General features: G+C 64.5%; 22 protein-coding genes and 1 tRNA gene. All 23 read right to left on the reverse strand.

Annotated elements, in window-relative coordinates; all coding sequences use genetic code 11:
- Positions 1-1,229: lipopolysaccharide biosynthesis protein (locus tag GCN74_RS24705; protein WP_152259116.1), on the reverse strand; the 1,229-nt coding region annotated here is incomplete at its 3' end.
- 64 nt (positions 1,230-1,293) lie between these two features.
- Positions 1,294-1,980 carry an exosortase-associated protein EpsI, B-type gene (gene epsI, locus GCN74_RS24710; RefSeq protein ID WP_152259117.1) on the reverse strand — a complete coding sequence of 229 codons (687 nt, stop codon included), beginning with the start codon at positions 1,978-1,980 and terminating at the stop codon, positions 1,294-1,296.
- Positions 1,977-2,885 (reverse strand): exosortase B, encoded by a 909-nt coding sequence (gene xrtB / locus GCN74_RS24715; protein ID WP_152259118.1) that lies wholly within the window; start codon positions 2,883-2,885, stop codon positions 1,977-1,979. The genes epsI and xrtB overlap by 4 nt, the downstream gene beginning before the upstream one ends.
- Entirely contained in the window at positions 2,885-3,763 is an 879-nt protein-coding gene (gene epsG, locus GCN74_RS24720; protein WP_152259119.1) for a chain length determinant protein tyrosine kinase EpsG, read from the reverse strand. The genes xrtB and epsG overlap by 1 nt, the downstream gene beginning before the upstream one ends.
- Before the next feature lie 13 nt (positions 3,764-3,776).
- Entirely contained in the window at positions 3,777-5,174 is a 1,398-nt protein-coding gene (gene epsF / locus GCN74_RS24725) for a chain length determinant protein EpsF (RefSeq protein WP_152259120.1), read from the reverse strand.
- Between the two features lie 41 nt (positions 5,175-5,215).
- A complete protein-coding gene (epsE, locus tag GCN74_RS24730; protein ID WP_152259121.1) occupies positions 5,216-6,004 on the reverse strand; it encodes a polysaccharide export protein EpsE in 789 nt (262 codons plus the stop codon).
- 56 nt (positions 6,005-6,060) lie between these two features.
- Positions 6,061-7,017 (reverse strand): EpsD family peptidyl-prolyl cis-trans isomerase, encoded by a 957-nt coding sequence (locus GCN74_RS24735; protein WP_226939204.1) that lies wholly within the window; start codon positions 7,015-7,017, stop codon positions 6,061-6,063.
- A 572-nt stretch (positions 7,018-7,589) separates the two neighbouring features.
- Positions 7,590-8,972, reverse strand: a complete 1,383-nt coding sequence (locus GCN74_RS24740; protein WP_152259122.1) for an undecaprenyl-phosphate glucose phosphotransferase — start codon at positions 8,970-8,972, stop codon at positions 7,590-7,592.
- 9 nt (positions 8,973-8,981) lie between these two features.
- The gene (gene epsL, locus GCN74_RS24745) at positions 8,982-10,223 is read right to left on the reverse strand and encodes an XrtB/PEP-CTERM-associated polysaccharide biosynthesis outer membrane protein EpsL (RefSeq protein ID WP_152259123.1); all 1,242 of its coding nucleotides are present in this window, start codon (positions 10,221-10,223) and stop codon (positions 8,982-8,984) included.
- Positions 10,224-10,263: 40 nt separating this feature from the next.
- Positions 10,264-10,926, reverse strand: coding sequence for a CAAX prenyl protease-related protein (locus GCN74_RS24750; RefSeq protein ID WP_193317242.1), 663 nt, complete (start codon positions 10,924-10,926; stop codon positions 10,264-10,266).
- Positions 10,927-11,101: 175 nt separating this feature from the next.
- Positions 11,102-12,994 (reverse strand): ATP-binding cassette domain-containing protein, encoded by a 1,893-nt coding sequence (locus tag GCN74_RS24755; RefSeq protein WP_152259124.1) that lies wholly within the window; start codon positions 12,992-12,994, stop codon positions 11,102-11,104.
- A gap of 171 nt (positions 12,995-13,165) precedes the next feature.
- Positions 13,166-13,240, reverse strand: a tRNA-Arg gene (locus tag GCN74_RS24760).
- A 70-nt stretch (positions 13,241-13,310) separates the two neighbouring features.
- Positions 13,311-14,354: a hypothetical protein gene (locus GCN74_RS24765; protein WP_152259125.1), complete on the reverse strand. Its 1,044-nt coding sequence runs from the start codon at positions 14,352-14,354 to the stop codon at positions 13,311-13,313.
- An 8-nt stretch (positions 14,355-14,362) separates the two neighbouring features.
- Positions 14,363-15,835, reverse strand: coding sequence for an MBOAT family O-acyltransferase (locus GCN74_RS24770; RefSeq protein ID WP_152259126.1), 1,473 nt, complete (start codon positions 15,833-15,835; stop codon positions 14,363-14,365).
- A gap of 183 nt (positions 15,836-16,018) precedes the next feature.
- Positions 16,019-16,759: a PEP_CTERM-anchored TLD domain-containing protein gene (locus tag GCN74_RS24775; RefSeq protein ID WP_193317243.1), complete on the reverse strand. Its 741-nt coding sequence runs from the start codon at positions 16,757-16,759 to the stop codon at positions 16,019-16,021.
- Positions 16,760-16,891: 132 nt separating this feature from the next.
- Positions 16,892-17,284 carry a RidA family protein gene (locus tag GCN74_RS24780; protein ID WP_152259139.1) on the reverse strand — a complete coding sequence of 131 codons (393 nt, stop codon included), beginning with the start codon at positions 17,282-17,284 and terminating at the stop codon, positions 16,892-16,894.
- A 17-nt stretch (positions 17,285-17,301) separates the two neighbouring features.
- A complete protein-coding gene (locus GCN74_RS24785) occupies positions 17,302-18,462 on the reverse strand; it encodes an acyl-CoA dehydrogenase family protein (protein ID WP_152259127.1) in 1,161 nt (386 codons plus the stop codon).
- 4 nt (positions 18,463-18,466) lie between these two features.
- The gene (locus GCN74_RS24790) at positions 18,467-19,321 is read right to left on the reverse strand and encodes an enoyl-CoA hydratase family protein (RefSeq protein WP_152259128.1); all 855 of its coding nucleotides are present in this window, start codon (positions 19,319-19,321) and stop codon (positions 18,467-18,469) included.
- A 2-nt stretch (positions 19,322-19,323) separates the two neighbouring features.
- On the reverse strand, positions 19,324-19,836 hold the full coding sequence (locus tag GCN74_RS24795) for a MarR family winged helix-turn-helix transcriptional regulator (protein ID WP_152259129.1): 513 nt from the start codon (positions 19,834-19,836) through the stop codon (positions 19,324-19,326).
- A 13-nt stretch (positions 19,837-19,849) separates the two neighbouring features.
- Positions 19,850-20,632 (reverse strand): SDR family NAD(P)-dependent oxidoreductase, encoded by a 783-nt coding sequence (locus GCN74_RS24800; RefSeq protein ID WP_152259130.1) that lies wholly within the window; start codon positions 20,630-20,632, stop codon positions 19,850-19,852.
- Between the two features lie 19 nt (positions 20,633-20,651).
- Positions 20,652-23,039, reverse strand: a complete 2,388-nt coding sequence (locus GCN74_RS24805) for a bifunctional salicylyl-CoA 5-hydroxylase/oxidoreductase (protein WP_152259131.1) — start codon at positions 23,037-23,039, stop codon at positions 20,652-20,654.
- Entirely contained in the window at positions 23,036-24,655 is a 1,620-nt protein-coding gene (locus tag GCN74_RS24810) for an AMP-binding protein (protein ID WP_152259132.1), read from the reverse strand. Before GCN74_RS24810 ends, GCN74_RS24805 begins: the two co-directional genes overlap by 4 nt.
- A gap of 93 nt (positions 24,656-24,748) precedes the next feature.
- Complete coding sequence (locus GCN74_RS24815; RefSeq protein ID WP_152259133.1) at positions 24,749-25,459, reverse strand: response regulator; 711 nt, start codon at positions 25,457-25,459, stop codon at positions 24,749-24,751.
- Positions 25,460-25,522: the final 63 nt, after the last annotated feature.

Raw genomic sequence — 25,522 nt, forward strand, 5'->3', positions numbered from 1 at the left:
GCCCGCACGCCCAGGCGCAGGCACGCCACCGTGCCCACCACCAGCGCGCGCGCCAGCAGGGTGCCGGCGGCGATCATGGCCACCACCGCCACGCCCTGCCCCGCCCACAGCAGCAGCGCCGCGCCGGCCAGCGCGATCAGCGGCAGCTGCAGCAGGCTTTCCAGGTGCTTGCCGCCCGTATTCCATAAAATCGGCGTCGACATGCCCCACGTGATGTACGCGGGCATGGCCAGCGCCAGGATGCTCAGCACGATGCCCGACTCTTGCCATACCTTGCCATACAACACGCCGATCAGGTCGGGCGCCGTCATCGCCAGCAGCACGAACAGCGGCAGGATGACGATCCAGATGGTCGCCAGCACCGACAGGTAGGTGTCGCGCAGGCGCGGCAGATCGTCCTGCAGCTTGGCGCCCGTGGCCAGGAAGGCCGGCTGCAAGGCGCTCAGGAACAGCGAATTGGGCGTGTTGGCCAGGTTGTAGCCGACCGCATACACGCCCACCGCGTGGGCATTCAGGAAGCGCCCCAGGAACACGCGGTCCATATTGTTCAGGCACCAGTTGCACAGATTCGTTGCAAACACCGTCACGCCCACATTCGTCGAGCGCCGCGCGCCCTCGTACCACAGCAGCGGCTTGAGCGAAAAGCGCGTGCGCGCATACGTCAGCACCAGCGCCGTCGCCGATTGCCCCAGCCAGGCGGCCACCAGGGTCCACACGCCGGCCCCCGCATACGCGAGCGGCAAGCCCACCAGCAGGTAGCCGACGATGTAGCTGCTCACCTGGATGATGTTGAGCCAGCGGAAATCGAGGGCGCGCCGCAGCAGGCTGCTGCCCGGCGCCGTCAGCGCGTTCAGCAGGCAGGTCAGGCTCATCCAGGCGATCACGGGCGCAATGCGCGCTTCCTTGAAGTAGGCGGCAATCCACGGCGCCATGAAAAACAGCAAGGTCATGGCCGCCAGGCCCGTCAGCGCCTGCCAGGTGACGGTGAAGCGCACGTCCTCGTCGCTGAGCGTGCGGTTTTGCACCAGCCCCCAGGAAAAACCGAAATCGGCCAGAAAGTTGCTAAATGTCAGCACAATCAGTCCCATGGCGAACAAGCCGTAGTTTTCCGGCCCCAGCAGGCGCGCCAGCACCACTTGCGTGACCAGCTGCAGCCCGAACATGAGGACCGTGCCCATCGCCGCCCATTTGACGGCGCTGACGCTTTTCTTGTTGATGTCGCTGCTCATGATTCTCGCTATCTGCCACCTTGCGCCACGCCCGCCGGCGCCATCCCGACTGTCAAGCCATGCCTCAACCGGGCGGCACGCCGATCAGGCGCCCCCGGTCCGCTGCAGGCATGCTGGCCAGCAAGCCGTTGACGAAACTGGCTTGCAGCCGGTACGCGCGCGGCAAGTCCGTATCGATGCTCGACACGCGGAACAGCATGGCGTCGGCGACGGTACCCGTCAGGCCGTAGCGCAACTGCTCCAGGCGCTGCTGCATGCCCACCTTGCTGATCCTGTCGCCGACGGTGATCCAGTACGTGATGGGTTCGCTGCGGTTGCCGTTCACGGCCAGCAAGCGCTTCACGGGCAGGCTGCCGTAGGCCGAAGCCAGCTCGCCATACTCGTCGCGTTCGACCTGGAATCCCTGCGCCGCGTAGCACACTTCCGGCTTGTGCACGCCCATGTTGTCGCTCTGGTCGCCGCCGTACGCGATCGACAGCATCACCCGTTCGCCCTGCGTATTGATGTAGGTGCGCGACAGGGTCTGGTTGTAGATCTTGTTCAGGCGCGCCTGGGTCTCCGGGTCCACCTGCAGCGGCACGATCGAGCTGTCGACGCGCCACTCGCCGAACGCCTGCGGCACGGCCGTTTCCAGCGAAAAACTGGGACGCTGGTCGGCCAGCTTCACGCCCGGCGCCACGGCATGGCTGAGGATGGCCGCGCCCAGCAGCAAGGCGCCCAGCAGTACATTCATGCGCAATGCCCCGTTCATGTCGACGCTCCCATGGCTGGCGCGCGGCGCGCCTGGCGCCTGCGCACGATCCACTGCAGCAGGCTATCGATGCTGAGGATCAGCAGCAGCGCGGAAATGAACAGCACCATGCCGGCAAAGCCATGCAGGAAGCCCTGCCCCGCCGCATCGCCGAAGTAATACGTGATCAGGGTCAGCACCACCACGCGGATGACGTTGGCCGTGAAGGAAATCGGCACGATCAGCAGGGCCAGCACGATGTTGCGGAACGGCGAAGTATGGCGCACCAGGTTCAGGTAGAACAGGCCCAGCGCTTCCAGCGTCAGCAGGGTCTGCAGGCCGGCGCAGGCGTCGGCCACCAGCAGCTGGTACTGGCCGATCTGCAGGATCACGCCATTGCGCGCGATCGGATAGCCGGCCAGGAAAAGAATGTGTTCGGTCACGTAGGACACGGCCATCTTCATCGGCATGGTCAGGGTCGTCACCAGCGGCAGCGGCAGCGGCACCATGAACAGCATGAAGAAGAAGGGGAACCACAGGATGCGCGCGGCAACCCAGCCGCGCTTGAGCAGCAGCAGGGCCAGGCCGGCAGCGATCAGGGCGAGGATTTCCAGCGACAGGATCTGTTGCGAACGGCCCAGCACATACAGCAGCAGCGCCACGGCCAGCAGCGGCCAGCCGGCCCGGGCCGAACGGGCGCCGGCGCTCTGCGCCAGCATCTCGGGCCATTTGCGGTAGATCAGCCACAGCGACAGGGCCAGGATGATGGGCCCGTGCGCCTGCTCTTCGGTGGACCAGATGCCGCGAAACAGCCCGACCAGGCTGGGCACCAGCATGGCCAGGAAGCCCAGTGCCAGCGGCAGCCAGTCCGGCAAGGCGGACCGGCCGGCCCGCTCCGGCGGGATGGCATGGCCAGGCGCAGCCATCAAAAGTCGACCATCACGGAACCGACCACCTGGGCACCGCTGTGCGTCATCTGCTCGCTCATGGCCGCCACGTCCGCCATCGGCGTCTTGTTCTTGCGCGCCACCAGCAGCACGCCGCCCGCGCGCGCCGCCACGGCGAGCGCATCGGAACCTGTCGCATACGCCGGCACGTCGTACAGCACCACGTCGTAGCGGCTTTCCAGCTGCTTGTTGAGCGTGACGAAGGAGCTACGGCTGAGCAATTCCTGCGGATTCGGCGGCAAGGTGCCGGCGGCCAGCACGGACAGCGCGACAAACGAGTCCACCTTGGCGATGATATCGAGTTCAGCGCGGCCGGCCAGCACGTCGGACAGGCCCTGGCGCGTTTTCAGGTCGAAGATTTCCTGCTGGCGCGGCGCGCGCAGATTGGCGTCGACCAGCAGGGTATGCTCGCCCAGCTGGGAAAACACCACGGCCAGGTTGGCCGCGAACAGGCTGGCGCCGTCGCCCGGCTCCATGCCCAGCACGACCAGCGACTTGCTGCCGCGGGCGAACCAGCGCAGCATCAGCTGGCTGCGCACGGCGCGCAGGGTTTCCACCTGGTGGCTGAACGGCTGGTAGGCGGCCACCAGTTCCTGCGGATACTTGCCGGCGCCCGGCTGCAGGTACGGGTAGTCAAACTGGCGCGCCAGCACCTGTTCGATGTCGGCTTCCGTGATCAAACCCAGGCGCAGGGCCGCTTCGCCGAAGCGGATGCCCAGTTCCTTTTGCATGCGCAGCACGCGTTCGGCGTTTTCCGGCGTGATCTTGCCCGATTCGAGCAACAGGCCGCCAATGCTGGAATCGGCGCCGCGCACCAGCGGTGCAGTGCTATTGAGGAGGTGTGGACTTGAAGTCATGATAGGTTCCATCTCAGTTCAGGCGCAAACGGCGCGGCAGCATGCCGCGCATGCGACGCTGTTTGGGTTTCCAGTCGACCACGCCGAACACGGGAATCTGCAGCACTTCGCTCAGGTCCTGGTCGGAACGGATACGGCGGTCCAGCAATTCGGCCAGCAGCGCGATGCCGCAGCCCAGCATGAGGCCGAGGAAGATCGACAGCAGCACGTTGCGGGGAATCTTCGGGCTGTCCGGCTCGATCGGCGCGGTGGCCGGGTTCAGCATGGCGATGTCGGACTGCTCCGCCTGGCCTTCGATGCGCGTCTGCGACAAACGCTGCGACGTCACGTCGAAGGCGCGCTGGGCGCTTTCCACATCCTTGCTCAGCACGCCCATTTCATCGCGCGTGCGGTTCAGTTCCAGCACCTTGGCTTTTTGCGCCGCCAGGGCGGCGCGGATGGCGCCTTCGCGCTGCTGCAGGATCTGCGCATTGTTGCCCACGCTTTGCGAGGTGGCGCGCGTCTGCTCGGCCAGGTCGCGGCGCAGCTTGTCCACTTCCGCCTTGGCGCTCTGGTATTGCGGGTGATTGCGGTCCAGGCGCTGCCCCAGTTCGGCCAATTTACCTTCGGCATTGCCCAGGCCCAGCTTCAGGCTCTGGATCAGGGGATTCGACGCCACGTCCGGCGATTCGGACAGGTTGCCGCCCTGCGCCATGCGCTGGCGCGAATTGGCTTCCATGGCCTGGCCCTGCGCCAGCACCAGCTGCGCCGACAGGTCGTTCAGGCGGTTCGATTCCACGTCGAGACGGTTGTCGACGCTGACGATGCCATTGTCCTGCTGGTATTTCGAGAGGCGGCTTTGCGCGCGCTCGACGTTATCGCGCAGCAATTTTGTCTGGTCATCGAAGTAGGTGGTCGCCTTGCGCATCGGGTCGACCTTCAGCTGGATGCTGACCTTTTGATACTGTTCCGCAAAGGCATTCGACACGGCAGCCACGAATTGCGGGTCGGCGCCCTTGAAGCTGACGTCGACCACGCTGCTTTCGCGCGACGGCATCACTTCGAGTTTCTTCAGCAGCAGATCGGCCAGCCAGTCGCGCACCGTGCCCTTGCCCTGTGCCGCTTCATTGAACTGGGCGATCACGGCGGGGCTGCGTGCCAGCTCCAGCTGGTCGACGACGCGCAAGGCCACGTTCTTGCTGCCGATAATGTCGACCTGGGTCGCCATGTAGCCGGGCAACAACTGTCCTGGCATGGTCATGCCGGTCAGGGGATCGACCCCCTTGTAGTTCAGCAGCAAGGTGCTGGTGGCCTTGTAGGTCTTCGGCAGCACCAGGCTGACGCCCAGCGCCAGCGCCACGGTGATCATCAAGGTCAGCAGCACAATCTTCTTGCGTGCCCGAAGGATCAGCAATAGTTGGGTGAGGTTCATGTGTAAACTTTCAATACTAAAAGATAGGGAGCCAGTTGCTCTTAGAACAGGCTTTCCTGGACATACACGACATCGTCGACGCGCAACAAGTCGTCATGCTTGACCGACAGCACTTCCATCTGGCCTTCCGCATTGCGGCGCTTGACGCGCACGCCGCGCTCGGTGCCGCGCGCCGTCAGGCCGCCGCCCACGGACAGCGCTTGCAGCACGGTCATGTTGCGTTCCAGGCGGAAAGCGCCCGGGCGCTGCACTTCGCCGTAGATGTAGAAGCGCGGCGCGCGTTCGACGTAGATGATGTCGTTGCCGCCCACTTCCGTGTCGCCCTTCAGGTCGCCGTTGCGCACGATGTCGAGGATATCGGCCACGTCGCGCGTGCTGTTGCCGCCGCGCTTGCGGATCACGGTGATCTGGTCGGCGCCGTCAGGACTCACGCCGCCGGCCATGGCCAGCATGTCCATCACGCTGCGCTTGCCTTCCACCGGGTAGCGGCCCGGGCGGTTCACCTGGCCCAGCACGGAAGCCTGCTGGCTTTGCAGGCTGGTGACGATGATGTTCACTTGCGCCTTGCGCAGGAAGCCGCCGCTCTCGAGCAGGCCGCCCAGTTTCTTTTCCGCTGCCGACGTGGACAGGCCGCCGACGGCCACCGCGCCCACCAGCGGGAAGGTGATCTCGCCCGCCTCGCTCACGCGCGTCTCCAGGCCCAGGTCCGGGTTGCCGTACACGGAAATTTTCAGCACATCACCAGCCCCAAGGGGGACATCGGCTGCACCGGCCATGCCTGCGGCGAGGGCCAGGAAGGCCGCCATCATCCAGTTTGCGAGTCGTTTCATGATTACAGATTCCCGTTGGTAGATTGCTGATGTTGAACTACTTGTCGATACGTCACTTATTTCAATCCCGCTACGCCGCGCACATTCGCTTCATGGTCGCTATTCGCCGGCGCCGCAGCCGCGGGGGCGGCGGCCGATGCGCTGGCCGGGGCTGCCGCCGAGGCCGTAGCCGATGCATCCTTGTTGAAATACTCGATCTTGGCGCTGGCGCGCAGGCGTTTCAGCTCCGCTTCGGCTGCATCCTTGTTCTTCTTGTTGGCCAGGAACTGTTCGATCTGCGGCGCGGCCGCGTCCGGGCCCACGGGGCTGTCCTTGATATCGGCCAGGGCGATGAGCAGGCTGCGCTCGCCTTCGCGCACGATGAACAGCTGGCCCTTGGGCATCGACTGCAGCTTGCTGCTCAGTTCGGGCGCCAGGTCGGCGCTGGTGCGCGACACCTGGCTGCGGCCATACGCGATCTTGTGCTCATCGAGCCATTGCGCCACGTCTTCCAGCGACTTGGCGCGGTCCATGACGGCCTTGAGCTCGTCGTTCAGCGCCGCCGTCGGAATGACGAGCTCGCGCAAATCGAATTGCTTGCGCTGGCTGAAGAACAGGGGATTTTTCGCGTAGTACTCGTCCACTTCCGCCTTGCTGGGACGGGTGGCCGCGCCGATGCGCTTTTGCATGTATGCCTGGGCAACGATCAGCGCCTTGGCGCGTTCGATGGCCTGCATGACTTTCGGATCGCGGTCGACCTTTTCCTTGGCCGCTTCATTCTGCAGCAACTGGCGGTCGATCAGCGACTCGAGCAACTGCTTGCTGGCCGCGGCCTGCTGCGGCGCCTGCACGCCCGCGCGCTGCAACTCTTCATTCAGCTGCAGGATGGTGATTTCTTCGCCATTCACGCTGGCCAGCGCCTGGCCAGCCTTTTTTTCCTTGTTGCCGCAAGCGGACAGGCCGGCAGCGGCCAGCAGGACCAGGGCGGCGCACAGCAGGCGCGGCGCGGGACGGGAGTGAATAAAGTGATTCAAGCGTGCTCCTTCGGATGACGGGTATGACGGGTGGAAAATCCGGCGAGTGTAACGGCCCAGGGCCGCCAGCAGCGCACGAAATGATTTCCCCGAAAATAGTTATGCGTCAAATAATTAACAATATTGTAAACATAATACACATAATGCACGACGACAAGGAAAATATTTGCTTAAAAATCTACTTATGAGATATAAAAACAACTATTTCCGCAGTCTGCTTGATTGCAAAAAATTATGTATTGCGTGGCGCGGACTGACTTTAAAAATGATAGTTGGCGCGTGGCGGCCCCGACGACTGCCCGTCAGGGTGACGCAACGACCGGCAGGGGCAAGGCCGGATACTGCACACATCGTCGGACCCTTTCCAAGAGGAAAGTAATGTGCCGCAACACGCTAACGTCATCGCCTGCATGTCGCGGCCTGGCCCTTGGCCGGCACGACTCGTGGCAGGATGCGCGCGGAGTAGTCGCGTGATGCGCTGGTGCTGTCTAAGATGCTCCATTTTAACGCGTATTGACTCCGTGCAAAGTATATTCAAACGCTATTTTTTCCTGCCAGCACCAGACTGGCGCTCAATGCGCGTTCTCGCGCGCCAGCACCACTTTCACCGTGCGCGCAATAATCCACAGATCCAGCCATAGCGACCAGTTGCGCAGGTAATCGAGGTCGAAATGGATGCGCGCCTCCATCTTGTCCAGCGTTTCCGTTTCGCCCCGCAAGCCGTTGACCTGGGCCCAGCCCGTGATGCCGGGCTTGACCTTGTGGCGCAGCATGTAGCCCTTGATCAGCTTGCGGTACTGCTCGTTGTGCACCACCGCATGGGGGCGCGGCCCCACGATGCTCATGCGGCCCTGCAGGACGTTGAGAAACTGCGGCAGCTCGTCGAGCGAGCTGCGGCGCAGGAAGGCGCCCACCCGCGTCACGCGCTGGTCGTTCTTGGTGGCCTGCACCACCTTGTCGCCGTCTTCGCCCACCGTCATGGAACGGAATTTGTAGACGACGATCTCTTCGCCATACAGGCCGTAGCGGCGCTGGCGGAAAATCACGGGGCCTTTCGAGGTGGTCTTGACGGCGATGGCGATCACCAGCATCACCGGCAGCAGCAGCACCTGGATCACCAGCCCCAGCACGATGTCGCTGCCCCGCTTGACCATGCTGTTAAAGCCCGTGAACGGCGATTCGCGGATGGCGATGACGGGCATGCCGCCCACGTTGTCGAAACGCGCCTGCATCAGGTCGAAGATATAAATATCGGGCAAGAAATACACGGATGCCGTCGTATCCTCGAGCTCGTCGAGCATCTTGCGGATGCGCGGCTGGGCCGAAATCGGCTGGCTGATGAAGATCATCTTGATATTGTGTTCGCGCACATAGGTGGCGATATCGTCCATGCGCCCCAGCATCGGTTCGCGCATCTTTTCCGGCCAGCGGTCGTCCGTGCGGTCGTCGAAAAAGCCATGCACGTGCATGAACAGATTGGCATTGCGCTCGATGGTGGCGGCAAACTTCAGGCTGGCGTCGTTGGCGCCGATGATGACCACCGAACGCACCTCGCTTTCGCCGTCCGGATGCAGGCTGAACCTGCGTCCGGCCAGGTGCCCGGCCAGCAGCACGAAGGGCGTGAGGACGAACCAGGCGAGCACCACCTCGGTATCGAAATGATAGGCCAGGCCCGTGGCCGAGCCCAGGAAGGTGAGGATCAGCGCGACGATCGTCCAGCCCACGAGGATATCGCGCGCATAGGCCAGCATGCGGCCGCTGCGCCAGGTACGGTAGGGATCGATGTGCTGGAAGACCGTCGACGAAATGAAGACGGCCAGTATCATCAGCACCAGCGTATAGCCGGTAAATGGCGAACCCGACAAAACCGTCATCAGGTACAGCAAGCCCATGATGATGATCGGGTCGAGGATGCGCTGGAAAAACGAAATCAGGGGTATATCATTGACCGTCATGTTGATCTTTTAAAACTGTACGCTGCCATTGAAGGAAATGCCCTTGGCCCGGTAGCTGCCGCTATCGATGATGGCGACGCCTTCGCGCCGCTCCTGGAACACGCGCACCCCAAGCTGGATCTTCTGGTAGGGCGCATACGTGACGCCCAGCGAGACCGTGCGCGTGGTATCGCGCCCGTCGCCCGGCAGCACCAGGCCGCTGACGGCGGAGAAATCGCGCCGCTCCTGGCGCAGCAGCGCATCGACGCGCACCTTCGCCGTGGCCGTCCAGGCGGCCGACACGCTGGCGCCCGTGTTCAGGCTGCTCGTCACCAGCGAGTTGTCGACGGAGCCGAATTCGCGCCAGACCATGCCCGTGAAATTGACCTTGCCCAGCGGCTGCCAGTACATGCTCAGGCGTCCGTTCGTGCCGCTGACATCGCGCCCCGACAGCAGGTTGTTGCGGTGGCGCACCCAGCCGCCGAGAAACTCCAGCTGCGTGATACCGCTCAGCGCCCAATAGATGTTCGCCTTGATCTCGTCCTGGCGGTAGCCGCTGCCGTACACGCTCGATTCAAGCGCGTTGCGGTTCGGATACTTGCCGTTCAGGTGGCGCAGCTGCACGCCGATGCGGCTGTTGCTGGGCGCCAGGTAGTCCACGCCCAGCTCGGTGGCGTCTTCCGTCCAGTTGGAAAAAGCCTGCGACGGCAAATCGTAGGAATAGCGGTCGCGCGACAGGCCGCCGCGCACGCGCCAGCTGGGGTGGAAGCGCCAGGCGCCGTTCAGGTACTCGCGGCGCTGCGTGCGCAAATTGCGCACATTCGTCTGGAAGTCGCTGAACGGCGTGAGGGTCTGCGCATAGCTGGCGCCCGCGTGGCCTTCGAGGTGGTTGGCGATGTGCCACTCCAGGTCGGCCAGGAAATCCTTGCCGTCGTAATCGAACTGGCTGAAGCGGTCGAAGCTTACCTTCGACCATTTGGCCTGCCCCGTCAGTATCTGGCGGCCGATGGGGCGGTTGAACAGGAAACCTGCCTGCAGCATCCTCGACGTATCCGAACGGGGACCGGAAAAGCCCGGCACGTCGTCCGGCAAGCGCATCAGGTTGTCATCGTACGAGTAGGTCGTGGCGACGAAAGGCTTGATGGTGTCGCTGATATCGGCCAGCGCGGCGCCGCTGGCCAGGGTGCCGGCCAGGGCCAGGAGCAGGGCTGGCAGGCGTGGCCTGGCCGTCAGGGCGGCGGCAACGGCATTTTTACGCAAGGAATTCAACATGGATTTTGTCTTTGAAAGATCACACAGTTGATAGGCAATACTACCAGTAAATCCAGTGCCCACCAGAAATAATCCAGAGCCCCAGCACGCCGTTCGTCACGCCGTGCGCGAGGATAGGCGACCACAGGGACCGGCTACGCATGTACAACAAACTATATGCCGCACCGGCCACCATGCCGGCCAGCCATAAATTATGTTCAAAGCCAAACAGCAGCACGCTGATGGCGAAGGCCTTGGCACTGGCCAGGCGCGGATCGGCCCGCAAAAAATCCGGCTTGTCGATCCAGCGCAGCAGGAAGGAGCGCCAGAACAGCTCCTCCATCACGGGCACCACCAGCGCCGCGCCGGCGATGCGCAGCACCACCAGGCTCCACTCGATGCGGCCATCGGTGCGGGGATCGAAGCCGTCGGCATTGCCGATCATCATCCAGTTGGCGTCGAGATTGATCCACAGCAAAAAAACAACAACACCGCTCGCCAGCGCCCCGAGAATGGCACGCGCGCCCAATGGCGTCCACACCAATTCCGTGTAACTGCGGCGCCAGTACAACAGCATGCCCAGCACGACGCCGATCTTGACCGGGTACAGCCAGCGCAAGTCCTGCGCGGCCACGCCCAGGCGGCCCAGCATGTCGGCAATGAAAATGAAGGAGAGATAGGCCAGGAATGGCGCTACCCGGGGCAAGGCGGCGCGGTCAAACATGCTGCCGCGCATCGGAGGTGGAACCACGCGCCGGACGCGGTGGTCCGGGGCGCGTGCTTTTCATGACAAACATGCATCCTCCGATGTAATAAATATAATTATATAATTATATCAAGCAGGACCGTTGCCGTGGCAAATAATCCTGACTTAATTACAACAGGGTATGCAAAAAACATCAACCGTTGGCGCGCGCCTCGATCTGCTCCCACTTTTCCAGCGCTTCCAGCAGTTCGCCCTCGATCTCGGCCACGCGCGCGTTCAGGCGCTTGCCTTCGGCCGGCGTCTTCTTGTAGAAATCCGGATGCGACAGTTCGGCGGCCAGCACCGATTGCTCGTCTTCCAGCTTGGCGATCAGCTTGGGCAGCTCTTCCAGCTCGCGCTGTTCCTTGTAGCTGAGCTTTTTCTGCTTGGCGGCCGGTGCGGCGGCCTCGACCTTCACGGCCGGCTTGCTGGCGGGCGCCGTGGCGATCGGCAGGGTGCGCACGCGCTCCCAGTCCGTGTAGCCGCCGACGAATTCGCGCCACTTGCCTGCGCCTTCGGCGACGATCACCTGCGTGACGACGTTGTCGAGGAAGGTGCGGTCATGGCTGACGAGGAAGACGGTGCCAGTGTATTCTTCCAGCAACTCTTCCAGCAATTCCAGGGTATCGATATCCAGGTCGTTGGTGGGCTCGTCGAGCACCAGCACGTTGGCCGGCTTGGCGAACAAACGCGCCAGCAGCAGGCGGTTGCGCTCGCCACCGGACAGGGACTTGACGGGCGAACGGGCGCGTTCCGGCGCGAACAGGAAGTCGTTCAGGTAAGTCATCACGTGACGGCGCTGGCCGTTGATCTCGACCCAGTCGCTGCCCGGCGCGATGGTTTCCATCAGGTTCGCCTCTTCGTTCAGTTGCGTGCGCATCTGGTCGAAATACGCCACCTGCAGCTTGGTACCCAGGCGGATGGTGCCCGTGTCCGACTGCTCTTCGCCGAGGATCATCTTCAGCAGGGTGGTCTTGCCGGCGCCGTTGGCGCCGATCAGGCCGACCTTGTCGCCGCGCAGGATGGTGGCGCTGAAATCCTTGACGATGACCTTGTCGCCATAAATCTTGGAAACGTTTTCCAGGTCCGCCACGATCTTGCCCGAGCGCTCGCCGGCCGACACGTCGAGCTTGACCTGTCCCTGCTGTTCGCGGCGCGCATTGCGCACCAGGCGCAGCGCTTCCAGGCGGCGCACGCGGCCTTCGTCGCGCACGCGGCGCGCCTTGACGCCCTTGCGTATCCATACTTCTTCCTGCGCCAGGAACTTGTCGAACTTGGCGTTTTCCACTTCCTCGATTTCCAGCTGCTCGGCCTTGCGCACTTGATACGCCGTGAAGTTGCCCGGATACGACAGCAGACGGCCGCGGTCGAGCTCGATGATGCGCGTGGCGACGTTGTCGAGGAAGGAGCGGTCATGGGTAATGAACAGCACGCTGCCCTTGAAGTCGCGCAACAACCCTTCCAGCCACAGGATGGAGCTGAAGTCCAGATGGTTGGAGGGCTCATCGAGCAGCAGCACGTCGGGCGCCGACACCAGCGCGCGCGCCAGCGCCACGCGCTTCTGCATCCCGCCGGACAGGGTTTTCATGGCCATGTCGCCCGTCAGGTTCAAACGGTCGAGCACGGTTTCCACCTTGTTCGGCAAGCTCCACGCATCGGCCGCATCGAGTTTGACCTGGATGTCGTGCATGCGTTCCATCAGTTCCTCGTCATTGCCCTGGCCAAACTGGCCCGTCAATGCATCGTATTCCTTCAGCCACGCCTGCGACTCGCCCATGCCGGACGCGACCGCGTCGAACACGGACATTTCCGGATCGAATTGCGGCTCTTGCTCCACATAGGCGATCTTGATGCCTTGCTGCATCACCAACAAGCCGTCATCGAGCTTGAACTTGCCCGAAATAACCTTCAACAGCGACGATTTCCCCGTGCCGTTGCGGCCGATCAAGCCGACGCGCTCCGAGGTTTCCAGTGAAAATTCCGCGTGATCGAGCAGCGCGACGTGACCGAACGCAAGTTGCGCCGATGAAAGAGAAATGACAGCCATAATGAGTAAGAGTGCTCGGGCGCCGTCTCGCGCACACCGTGTGGTGTGCAAAACAGCCGCCGATTGGATGAATGAAGCACGCATTGTACCGATAACTCGGACTTCAATCGCCATCGACCACCAAATTGCGCCCGCATGGACCCGGGCCGCCGACGCGCGCTGCGTGGAATGTGGTGTCGCCAGCAGGAATCGAACCTGCATTTAAGTCTTAGGAGGACCTTGTACTATCCATTGTACGATGGCGACACGCGAAGCGGCATTATACAGCCTGGCGCGGCGCATTAGTAGTCCGGCAAGTCGAATCTCGCCACTGGGCTCAGTTTCCCGCAATGCCAGGAGGGGGCGGCCCGTCCGCCGCCAGCAGGGGCAGGACCTGTTGCGCCGCCAGCGCGTGCGCCACCTTGTTCCAGTGCCCGTCCATGGGCAGGAAATCCATGCGTTCGCGCCGCAAGGCCCAGTGCTGCGCGAATACGGGCTGCATGTCGGCCACCGCGTAGCCATGCCGCCTGGCGCGCTCGAGGAAGAAGGCGCGGTTGTCGCCGTGCCACTGGGGCTTGGCGTGGCCCGGTTCGTACAGCAGGTTGCGCTCGCCGTCGACGAGGAAGATGATGCGCGTCGCCGCGCCGCCCGCCTGGCGCAGCTGCGCCAGATAGAACTCCAGCGCCGCTTCACGCGCGCCGGCCGGGGCAGCCGCGGCGGCGCCGGCCGGCTTGCCGCCCTGAAACTTGGACAGCAGCCAGTCCGACAGCTTCAGGTTGTAATACACATAGCGCGCCAGCGCCGAATGGGCCACCAGGCGCTTGACCTTCGATTCGGCATAGGGATTGTGCGCGACGGAAACGGCCTGTCCGTCCACGACAAAATTGCTGTGTCCGCGCTGGGCCGGCGCCAGCAGCCCATTCAGATTGCCCGCATCGACAAACAGCAGGACCGTGCGCGGATGCAATCGCGGCTGGTAATAGCGCAGCATTTCCAGGCCGTCCGCCAGGCCGTTGCCGGAACCGGCCGCGGCATACACCTTGCCGCCCAGGACCTGGTCCAGCTTGCCTTGCACGGTGTCGGCATAGTCGAGCATCAGGCTTTCGACGAAGCTGTCGCCCAGCACCAGCACGGCGGCGCCCTCCTGGAAGTCGGCAGAATTATTGTAGCCCTGTGCATTCGTCACGCCGCGCCGGGCATTGGCCAGGGCCCAGCCATGCGAGTACACATACGGCTGCCCGGGCAGATAGCGGTTGAACGGCACGGCGCTGCTGCTGTCTGCCATGCGCAGGCCGGAAACCACCGGCAGGCATTGCAGGACGACTTCCAGCACCAGCGCCGTGGCCACGACACCGAGGCCGATTGCGAATAATGGGCGCATAGGATGAGTTAGAAATTAAAGTACAAGAATTCGGAAACGCCGCGTGTCTCGCTAATGGCCAGCAACAACATGCACAACGTCAACATGGCGCCCAGCAGGAAGGTGCCGCGGCTGCCGTTCAGGCCCGCCTCCCGCTCGCGCAGCAAGCCGCGCCCCAGCATCTGGTAGGCGTTCGGCAGGCAGAAGGCGATCGCCGCGCACGCGCCCAGCCACCACAGGCAGCTCCCCAGTTCCATGATGCGGTTGATGCCCAGCGCTCCCGCCTGCATGGGCAGCGTCAGCGTGCTGCCCGTCATGGCGCGCAGTACATCGAAGGCCACCGCCACCGAACTGGCGCGGAAGAAGACCCAGGCCAGCACCACGGCAAGAAAGGTGGCAACGCTGCCGGCCACGCGGATCCCCAGATTGCTGTATCCCCCCAGAAGATGTCGCAGGGCATGATTCACGATCAGGTATACGCCGTGCAGCATGCCCCATACGAGGAAGGTCCAGTTGGCGCCATGCCAGAGTCCGCCCAGCAACATGGTCAGCAGCAGGTTGCGGTAGCGCTGGAACGCCCCCTGGCGGTTGCCGCCCAGCGGGATGTACAGGTAGTCGCGCAGGAAATTGGACAAGGTGATGTGCCAGCGGCGCCAGAAATCGATGATGGAGGCAGCCTTGTACGGCGAATTGAAATTGATCGGCAAAATAATGCCGAACATATAGGACAGTCCGTAAGCCATGTCGCAATAGGCGGAAAAATCAAAGTACAGCTGGAAGGTGTAGGCCAGCGTGCCCGCCCACGCTTCCAGCATGCTCAGGTGCTGATGGTGCAGGTCGAAGACCGGACTCACATAGCGCGCCACGCCATCGGCCAAGATCACTTTCTTGAACAGGCCGATGGTGAAGAACGCCAGGCCCACGACCAGCCGCCCCCGGCTGAAGCGGTGCGATTCCGCCGCCACGAACTGCGGCATCATTTCCTTGTGATGCAGGATGGGGCCGGCGATCAGGTGGGGAAAATACGTGACGAACAAGCCGTAGCTTTCTGGCTGGTAATCCTTGACCTTGCCTGCGTGACAGTCGACCAGATAGGCAATCTGGGTAAACGTAAAAAAAGATATGCCGATAGGCAATGTGATCCCGATGGCGGCGATCGGGGCGCCCGTCACGGCGGCGATATTACTGAGCAGGAAATCAAAATATTTGAAGAAGACCAGCAGCGACAGATTGAACGCCAGGCCGGCGACCAGCCAGGCCTTGGCGCTGCGCGCCCTGCCCTGCTCCTTGCGCTGCGATATGGCCCGACCGACGGCGAAGTTGCAGCACACGGACAGCGCCAGCAAGGGCAGGTAGGACACGTCCCAGTAGCTGTAGAACGCGACCGAGGCAAACAGCAGGAAAATGATGGAAAGGCGTAAGGAATATTTTGACAGCAAAAAATAGCCCAGCAGGGCCAGCGGCAAAAACACCAGAAAAAAAGGAAATGAGTTAAATAGCACAGCGCGATCCCGAAAGACGAAGGTGACTCATGGAAGAACTTCAATTGCACAATAATATTATTGTGAAAATATTATTAACCTAAAGAAACATGCATAGTAGAAATCTTCCATCGTCATCCGCATCGTCTACCGATATTGTCTCGTCGTCAATAGCAACGGCGCCCGGGCAGCGCGTTGGCGGACTCAGGCCTTGCCGCCGCGCCGCCGGCGCCGGCGCGCCTGCAAGCCGCCCAGCATGACCAGGCCGAACGCCAGCATCGCGTAGCTTGCCGGTTCCGGCACGGCGCTGACGCTAAATACTTGCATGGCGCCAAACGTGACATTGGGATACGAGCCATACGGCGTGCCATCGAGCAAGCTTGCGCCAAAGATGCCATTGACGGGGTCGATATACGAGTAGCGCGAGGACACCCCATTGCTGCTCAGGTCAGCCGACATGCCCAGGTCGGCGCCGATGCCGAACGTGGGGCCCGCGTTGATATCGTTGAAGGTCTGGTACGACCCGACCGTATCGAGCGCATAGGTTTTCGGCGTTTGCCGGAAATACTGGCCCGAAGTCAGGTTGAAGATGAAGGCCGTGCGGTCGCGGTCTTCGGGCGTCATGTTGTAGCTGCCCGAGGAATTCCAGCTTTGCGGATTGTAGCCGCCCACCAGCCAGGTCTGGCCCGCAGCGTTGCTCGCCTGCATCACCGAAAACGTGCGCCCCTTGCCGTCGGCCGCCAGGTGAAAGTCGCGCGACGTGTCGCCCGCCGCCTTCGTGTAGATGGCCGTCAGCACCAGCGGCCCTTCGCCCAGCCAGGCGGACAGCTGCGCTTCCTGCGCGCCGTTGAGCAAGGACTGCGCCATGGCGGCAGGGGCGATAGCGGCGCACAGCAAGGCGCCAGCCAGCAAGGTGGCGGGCCGCGCCGCCTTGATTCTCAGCATGATTTGTTCTTGCATCGCTCCCCCTGTGTGTACGCCGCAAAATTTCGGCATATCAATATAGCACAAGGTGATGCATTAATTACATTAATTTATTTCAATTGAAATGCCGTTAATGCAATTATTTCGCCGCCATCACGGCGGCAGCACGGCCGTCACCTCGATTTCCACCCTGGCGCGGTCCTCGATCAGGCCCGCCACCTGCACGGCCGTCATGGCGGGGAAATGCTTGCCGATCAGTTCACGGTAGGCCACGCCGATTTGCGGATACGCCGCCACATATTCCTTCTTGTCGAGCACATACCAGTTCATGCGCACGATATGCTCGGGCAAGGCGCCCGCCTCGGCCAGCACGGCGACGATGTTCTGCAGGGCCTGGCGCACCTGTCCCGCGAAATCGTCCGTATGGAACTGGCCCTGCGCATCCCAGCCTATCATGCCGCTGACATAGACCGTCCGCCCGCTGGCGGCCACGCCGTTCGCATAGCCGCGCGGCCTCGCCCATCCCGCTGGTTGCAGCACCTGCATCGTCTTCTCCTCGTTGTTCATGCGTCCGCCGCCTCGCACAGCAGTTCGCGCGCGATGATCAGTTGCTGTACCTCGCTGGCGCCTTCGTAGATGCGCAGGGCGCGGATTTCACGGTACAGGCGCTCGACCGGGTGGTCGCTGACCACGCCCATGCCGCCGAACATCTGCACGGCCGCGTCGATCACCTGCTGCGCCGTTTCCGTGGCCGTCAGCTTGGCCATGGCCGCCTCCTTCGTCACCTTGCGGCCCTGGTCGCGCTGCCAGGCGGCGCGGTAGGTCAGCAAGGCGCACGCATCGATGCCGGTGGCCATCTGCGCCAATTTTGCCTGCGTCAGCTGGAAGTCCGCCAGGGTCTGGCCGAACATCTGGCGCTGTGTCGCGTGGCGCAGCGCCTCGTCGAAGGCGCGCCGCGCAAAACCCAGCGCGGCGGCGGCCACCGAGGTACGGAACACGTCCAGTGTCGCCATCGCCACCTTGAAGCCCTGCCCCGCTTCGCCCAGGCGCTGCGACACGGGCACGCGGCAGTGCTTGAAACGCAGGCGCGCCAGCGGATGCGGCGCGATGACGGCGATGCGCTCGGCGATCTCCAGTCCGGGATTGTCGGCGTCGACGATGAAGGCGCTGATGCCGCGCGCGCCGGGCGCCTCGCCCGTGCGGGCAAACACCACGTAGAAGTCGGCGATGCCGCCGTTCGAGATCCACGTCTTTTCGCCATCGAGCACATACTCGTCGCCGTCGCGCCGGGCCGCGCACGCCATGGCCGCCACGTCCGACCCGGCCTGCGGCTCGGACAGGGCAAACGCGGCGATGCGCTTGCCGCTGGCCACCTCCGGCAGGTAGCGCGCCTTGTTCTGCGCGCTGCCGAACAGGCCGATGGCGCCCGATCCCAGGCCCTGCATGGCAAACGCAAAATCGGCCAGGCCATTGTGGCGCGCCAGGGTTTCGCGCATCAGGCAAATGGCGCGCGTGTCGATCTGGCCATCGATGCCCGTGGCATGCGCGAGCCAGCCGCCCTGCCCCAGTTGCGCCACCAGCGCGCGGCAGGCGTCATCGACGTCGGCGCCATGGGCGTCGCTCAGGTGCTGCGCGGCCCAGGCGTCGAGCGCCCGTTCGAGTTCGGCATGGCGCGCTTCGAAGAACGGCCAGTCCAGGTAAGTGGTGTCGCGTGTCGTGTTCATCTTCTTAATCGCCCTCGAAGCGGGGTTGTTCTTTCGCCACGAAGGCGTGATAGGCGCGGTGGAAATCGTTGGTGGCCATGCAGATGGCCTGCGCCTGCGCTTCCGCCTCGATGGCTTCGTCGACGCCCATGTTCCACTCCTGCTGCAGCATTTTCTTCGTCATGCCGTGCGCGAAGGTGGGGCCGCCGGCCAGGCCGGCGGCAAACAGCTGCGCCGCCTGCGCCAGTTCTTCCGGCTCGGCCAGGCTGTTGAACCAGCCCCAGCGCTCGGCCTCCAGCCCCGGCAGGGAGCGGCCCGTGTACAGCAGCTCGGCGGCGCGGCCCTGGCCGATCACGCGCGGCAGCAGAGCGCAGGCGCCCATGTCGCAGCCGGCCAGGCCCACGCGGGTAAACAGGAAGGCCGTCTTGCTGCGCGCCGTGCCGATGCGGATATCGGAGGCCAGCGCCAGCATGGCGCCGGCGCCCGCGCAGATGCCGTCGATGGCGGCGACGATGGGTTGCGGGCAGGCGCGCATGGCTTTCACCACGTCGCCCGTCATGCGGGTAAACGCCAGCAAGCCGGGCATGTCGAGCTTCGTCAGGGGGCCGATGATGTCGTGCACGTCGCCGCCCGAGCAGAAATTGCCGCCGCTGCCCGTGATCACCACGGCCTTGACATCGTCCGCATGCGCCAGCGCGCGGAACAGTTCGCGCAATTCCGCATACGAATCGAAGGTGAGCGGATTCTTGCGCTCGGGCCGGTGCAGGGTCAACGTGGCGACGCCCGCGTTGACGGAAAACAGAAAATGCCGCGCGGCGTAGCCGGCCAGGCTGGCGCGGTTGCCTGGCAGGTCTTGCGGCTGGCCGGGGAGATGGCGCATGGTCAATCCTTCAAGGGGGTGTCATTGAGCTGCTGTTTCATGTGCGACAGCAGGTCGATCAACTGGGTTTTGTCGTCCGGCGTGACGCCCTGCAGCAGTTCGGCGATCCAGCCTTCGTGCACCCTGGCCATCTCGTCGAACGCGCGCCGGCCCGCCGGGGTCAGCTTGACGCTGTACGAGCGGCGGTCCTTCGGATCGACCACGCGCACCACCAGTTTTTCCTGCTCCAGCTGGTCGGTGATGCCCGTGATATTGCCGCCCGTGACCATCATGCGCTTGGACAGTTCGCCCATGCGCAAGCCATCGGGAAAGCGCTCGAGCTGCGCCATCAGGTCGAAGCGTGGCAAGGTGATGCCGAAGGTGGCGCGCAAACGCGTGCGCACCTCGTTTTCGATCTTTACCGTGCACGAGAGCATGCGCAGCCACAGCTTGAGCGACTGGTGGTGGTCCTGCGTCAGGCGGCTGGACAGGTCCAGCACCGCTTGTTCTTGCGCGTCAGCGCTGTCTTTATCCATGATCTTCATTCAGTTACATTACTTCGCCGCCGGCGACGGCGATCGATTGTCCATTCATGGCGGCCGACGCGGGCAGGCATAGCCAGGCCACCGCATCGGCCACTTCCCGTGGCTGCACCAGCCGCTGCTGCGGATTGGCCGCGGCCAGTTCCGCGCGGGCCGCGTCTTCGCCCCGCCCCGTCTTGCGCACGATGTTCTGCACGGCCTGCGCCACCATATCCGTTTCCGTGTAGCCGGGGCAGACGGCGTTGACGGTGATGCCGCGCGGCGCCACTTCCAGCGCCAGCGCGCGCGTCAGGCCGATCACGCCGTGCTTGGCGGCGACATAGGCGCTGACATAGCGATAGCCTTTCAGGCCCGCCGTCGACGCCACGTTGACGATGCGCCCCCAGCCCGATTCCAGCATGGCCGGCATGGCGGCCTGGCAGCAGTGAAACACGCCCGTCAGGTTCACGGCCAGCATCTGCTGCCAGATGGCCGCATCCGTCTTGCCGAACGGCGCCGCATGCGCCTGGCCCGCGTTATTGATCAATATGTCGATGCGGCCGAAATGCGCGGCCGCCTGTGCGAAACCGGCCTGCACGGACGCTTCCACGCCCACGTCGAGCACGCAGATGGCCACCCGGCCCGCGTGGCCCTCCTCTTCCAGCTGCATGCGCGCGCGCGCCAGCCGCGCGCCGTCGCGCCCGGCCAGGGTGACCCGGGCGCCCGCGTCCAGCAAGGCGCCCGCGCAAGCGAGGCCGATGCCGCTGCCGGCGCCCGTCACCAGCGCATGTTTTTCTGACAGCGTGTCCATCAATGCTTCCTTGCCCATGTCATCCTTCCAGCAGCCGCGCGGCCACCTGTTGCGGGGTGAGTCCCGTGTTGGCGGCGGCCAGCTGGCGCTCGCGCTGCAGATTGCGTTCCAGCTGCTGCTGGCCCGGCCGGTACTGTTTCGGCCAGCTTGAAGCGGCGCCGCTGTAGCCGATGCGCGCCATCTCCGTCAGGGTCCAGGCCGGGTTGGCCAGGTGCGGGCGGCCCACGGCGCACAGGTCGGCGCGGCCGGCGGCGATGATGCTGTTGGCGTGGTCCGCCTCGAAGATGGAACCGACGGCCATGCTGGCGATGCCCGCCTCGTTGCGCACGCGGTCGGCGAACGGCGCCTGGAACATGCGTCCGTACACGGGCTGCTCCAGCTTGCTGACCTGGCCCGAGGAACAGTCGATCAGGTCGGCGCCGGCCTGCTCGAACAGGCGCGCGATGACGACGGCGTCGTCGGGCGTGATGCCGCCTTCGACCCAGTCGTGGGCCGAGATGCGCACGCTCATGGGTTTATCCTGCGGCCAGGCGGCGCGCATGGCGCGGAACACGCGCAAGGGATAGCGGCAGCGGTTTTCCAGGCTGCCGCCATAGTCGTCCGTGCGGCGGTTGGTCAGCGGCGAGATAAAACTCGACAGCAGATAACCATGCGCGCAATGCAGTTCCAGCCAGTCGAAACCGGCGACGGCCGCCGCCAGGGTGGCGCGCGCGAAGTCCTGCTCGATGCGCGCCAGGTCGCTTTCCGTGGCCGCGCGCGCCACCTGCGACACACCGGCCAGGTACTGCTGGCTGGACGCGGCCAGCAGCGGCCAGTTGCCCTCCTTCAGGGGCAGGTCGATGCCGTCCCACATGGGACGCGTCGAGCCTTTCGGCCCCGCGTGACCCAGCTGCAGGGCGATCTTTGCATCGCTGCCGGCATGCACGAAATCGACGATGCGCCGCCACGCCTGCGTGTGCGCTTCGCTGTACATGCCGGGACAGGCGGGCGTGATGCGCGCGTCGGCCGAAACGCAGGTCATCTCGGCAAACACCAGGCCCGCACCGCCCATGGCGCGCGCGCCCAGGTGCATCAGGTGATAGTCGCCCGCCACGCCGTCGACGGCGCTGTACTGCGCCATCGGCGAGACGGCGATGCGGTTTTTCAGCAGTACGCCGCGCAGCCTGAAGGGTGTGAGCATGGGCGGCAGGGCCTCGTCCGGCATCGCCACGCTGGCCTGTTCGCCCGCGCGGCGCGCCAGCCACCGCTCGTAACCGGCCACGTAGGCGGGATCGCGCAGGCGCAGGTTTTCATGCGAGATGCGCTGGCTGCGCGTGAGCATGGAATAGGCGAACTGCGGCGCCTCCATGGCGCTGTAGCGCTCGACGTTTTCAAACCACTCCATGGAATTGCGCGCCGCGCTCTGGATCTTGAGCACTTCGACGGCGCGCAGCTGCTGGTAGGCGGCCAGCGCCGCATCCGTGCCGGCAGCGCTATCGGCGTGCTGGCCGAAGCAGCGCGCCAGCTCGATCGCGTCTTCCAGCGCCAGCTTGGTGCCGGAGCCTATGGAATAATGGGCCGTGTGGGCCGCGTCGCCCATCAGCACGACGGGCACGCCATCCTGTACATGCACCCATTGCCGGCAGACGATGCGGGGGAAGGTGATCCACTGCGCCGAGCCGCGCAAGTGCGGCGAATTGCTCAGCAATGGGTGGCCATCGAGTTCCCCGGCAAACAGCGCTTCGCAAAAGGCGATGCCCTCTTCCTGGCTCATGCTGGCCAGCCCCGCCGCGCGCCACACGTGTTCGGGCGTCTCGACGATGAAGGTCGACGTGTCGCCGTCATACTGGTAGATGTGCGCCTGAAACCAGCCGTGTGGCGTCTGGCGGAAGGCAAACGTGAAGGCCTCGAATTTCTTGCGCGTGCCCAGCCAGACGAAGCGGCAATGGCGCTGCTCGATCTCGGGCTGGTAGCTGGCCGCATAGCGCGTGCGGATGCGGCTGTTCAAGCCGTCGCTGGCGATCACCAGGTCGGCGCCGTACTGGCGCGCGATGGCCTGGTCGTCCTGCACTTCCGTCTCGAACACCAGCTGCACGCCGAGTTCCTCGCAGCGCGCCTGCAGGATATTGAGCAGGCGCTTGCGGCCGATGCCGCAAAAGCCGTGGCCGCCCGAACGCACGGTCTCGCCCTTGAAATGGATCTCGATATCGTCCCAGTGGTTGAACGCCTGCAGGATGGCGCGCGCCGTCGGCCCGTCCGCATTGGCCAGGTTGCCCAGGGTCTGGTCGGAAAACACCACGCCCCAGCCAAACGTGTCATACGGGCGGTTGCGCTCGACGACCGTGATGCGGTGCCCGGGATTCTGCTGTTTCATGAGCAGGCTGAAATACAGGCCGGCGGGACCGCCGCCGATGCAGACAATATTCATGGGGGGTCCGTGCGAAGTTTGAAGCGCTGCAGCTTGCCCGTTTCCGTGCGGGGCAAGGCCGGCAGGAAGCGGATGGCGCGCGGATATTTATACGGGGCGATCTGCTGGCGCACGAAGTCCTGCAGTTCGGCCGCCAGCAGGTCGCCGGCCTGGAAGCCGTCCTTCAGCACCACGTGCGCCTCGACGATCTGGCCACGCCCGGCATCAGCGCGCCCGACCACGCCGCATTCGGCCACGGCCGGATGGCGCAGCAGCGCCTCCTCCACTTCCGGGCCGGCGATGTTGTAGCCGGCCGAGACGATCATGTCGTCGCTGCGCGAGCGGTAATAGAAATAGCCGTCGCCGTCCATCTCGAAGGTGTCGCCCGTCAGGTTCCAGCCGTTCTGCACATACTCGTGCTGGCGCGGGTCGGACAGGTAGCGGCAGCCGGTAGGCCCTTTCACGGCCAGGCGGCCCGTCACGCCGGGCGGCTGCGCCACGCCCGCGTCGTCGACGATGCACGCCTGGTAGCCGGGAATGGCCTTGCCGATGGCGCCGCGGCGTATGCCCTCGCCCGTGGCGGAAATGAAGATGTGCAGCATCTCGGTGGCGCCGATGCCGTCCGTCATGGCCAGGCCCGTCGCCTCCTGCCAGGCGTCGCGCGTGGCCAGCGGCAGCGCCTCGCCGGCCGACACGGTCAGGCGCAGGCTGCGCAAATCGTGATGGCCGGCCAGCGGCGCCATCTGGCGGTAGAAGGTCGGCGCCGTGAAGCAGATGGTGGCCTGGTATGCGGCGATGGCGCGCAGCAGGGTATCGGGCGTGAGTTTTTCCAGCAGCACGCAGGCCGCGCCGAAGCGCAGGGGGAACAGCAGCAGGCCGCCCAGGCCGAAGGTGAACGCCAGCGGCGGCGTGCCGATGAAGATATCGTCGGCGCGCGCCTGCAGCATGGAGCGGGGAAAGCAGTCGCAGATGGCCAGCAGGTCGCGGTGCATGTGCATGGTCCCCTTCGGCACGCCCGTCGTGCCCGAGGTAAAGCTGATCAGGCAAACGTCGTCGGCCGCCGTGTCGTGCGGGGCAAACGGGCTGGCGTGCGCCGCCATGCGCTGCTCCAGTTCCGCGCCCTCGGCGCCAAAGCACAGCATGCGCGGCAAGCCGGGCATGCCGTCGAGTTCCGCGCGCAAGCCCTGCGCGCACAGCACGGCGTTCACTTCCGCCTTGGCCACGATGGTGGACAGCTCGCGCGCGCGCAGCAGCGGCATGGTGGGCACGGCGATGCAGCCGGCCTTCAGCACGGCCAGCAGGCAGGCGGCCATCATGGGGGTATTCGCGCCGCGCAGCAGCACGCGGTTGCCGGGGATCAGGCGCAGATCGGCCTGCAGCACGTGGGCGATGCGGTCGACCTGCTGCGCCAGCTGCGCGTAGGTCCAGCGCTGGCCGTCGGCAAGGATGGCGGTGCGTCCGCCGCCACCGCCGGCCACGGCCGCATCGAGCAGCGCGGCGGCGCAATTGAGACGGGGCGGATACTGCAGCTCGGGCAAGTCAAGGCACAGCTGCGGCCACAGTTCGCGCGGCGGCAGGTGCGCGCGCGCAAAATCGTCCTGGGGAGATGCGGTGGTAGGCGAAGGGTCGCTGCTCATGCTCATCCTGGCTGGTGACGGGCGCGTGCACAAGGCCCGGAAGCAGATACTTTAAACCTAAAGTATTTTTCCAGCAAGGGGAAAACGGCAGATTCAGTCCATTCCGTCCTGCTGCCGCAGCAGGTGGGCCTGTTGCGCCACGCTGCGCGCCAGCGCGGCCAGCGCCCCCTGTATCTGCTCGCCATCGAGCACCGACGCCTGCAGCAGGTCCATCATCCCGGCCTCCGCGCCATGCAGGCCCAGGGTGCGGCAGCCGAGGTGCAGCCGCTCGAGCTGCTGGCGCGCCTGCGCCGGTTCGCCGCGCGCCAGCAAGGCGTCGACCTGTTCGCCGGCGGCGCCGACCTGCCCCTGGAAGCCCGTCAGGTAGGCCAGCAAACGTTCACCGTCGATGCCCAGCCGCTGCAGCGTGTCGCGCGGCGCCTCGGCCGGCAAGGCCGATACGTCGAAGCAGGCGTCGATATGCTGGCGCACCTGCTCCGGCTGGAAAGGCTTGACGATATAGCCGGCAGCGCCGGCCTGCACGGCGTCGCGCACCGTGTCCTGGTCATTGGCCGACGACACCAGCACCAGCGGCATGGCGTCGAGCGCGCTGTCGGAGCGGATTTTCTGCAGCAGCTCCATGCCGGACAGGCGCGGCATGCGCAGATCGCAAAAACACAGCGATGGGCGCAAGCCGCCTTCGAGCTGCTCCCACGCCGCCGCGCCATCTTCGGCTTCCACGATATCGTGCACGCCGCAGCTGTCGATCAAATGCATCAATACCATGCGCGACACGACATCATCGTCAACCACCAGTACTTTCATTGCTTTCTCCATTGCCGGCAGCATCAGGGCGCCTGGCCGTATTCTACCCAGTTTCGCCGCGCG

The sequence above is a fragment of the Janthinobacterium sp. FT14W genome (assembly GCF_009208755.1).
Classification (GTDB): domain Bacteria; phylum Pseudomonadota; class Gammaproteobacteria; order Burkholderiales; family Burkholderiaceae_D; genus Janthinobacterium; species Janthinobacterium violaceinigrum.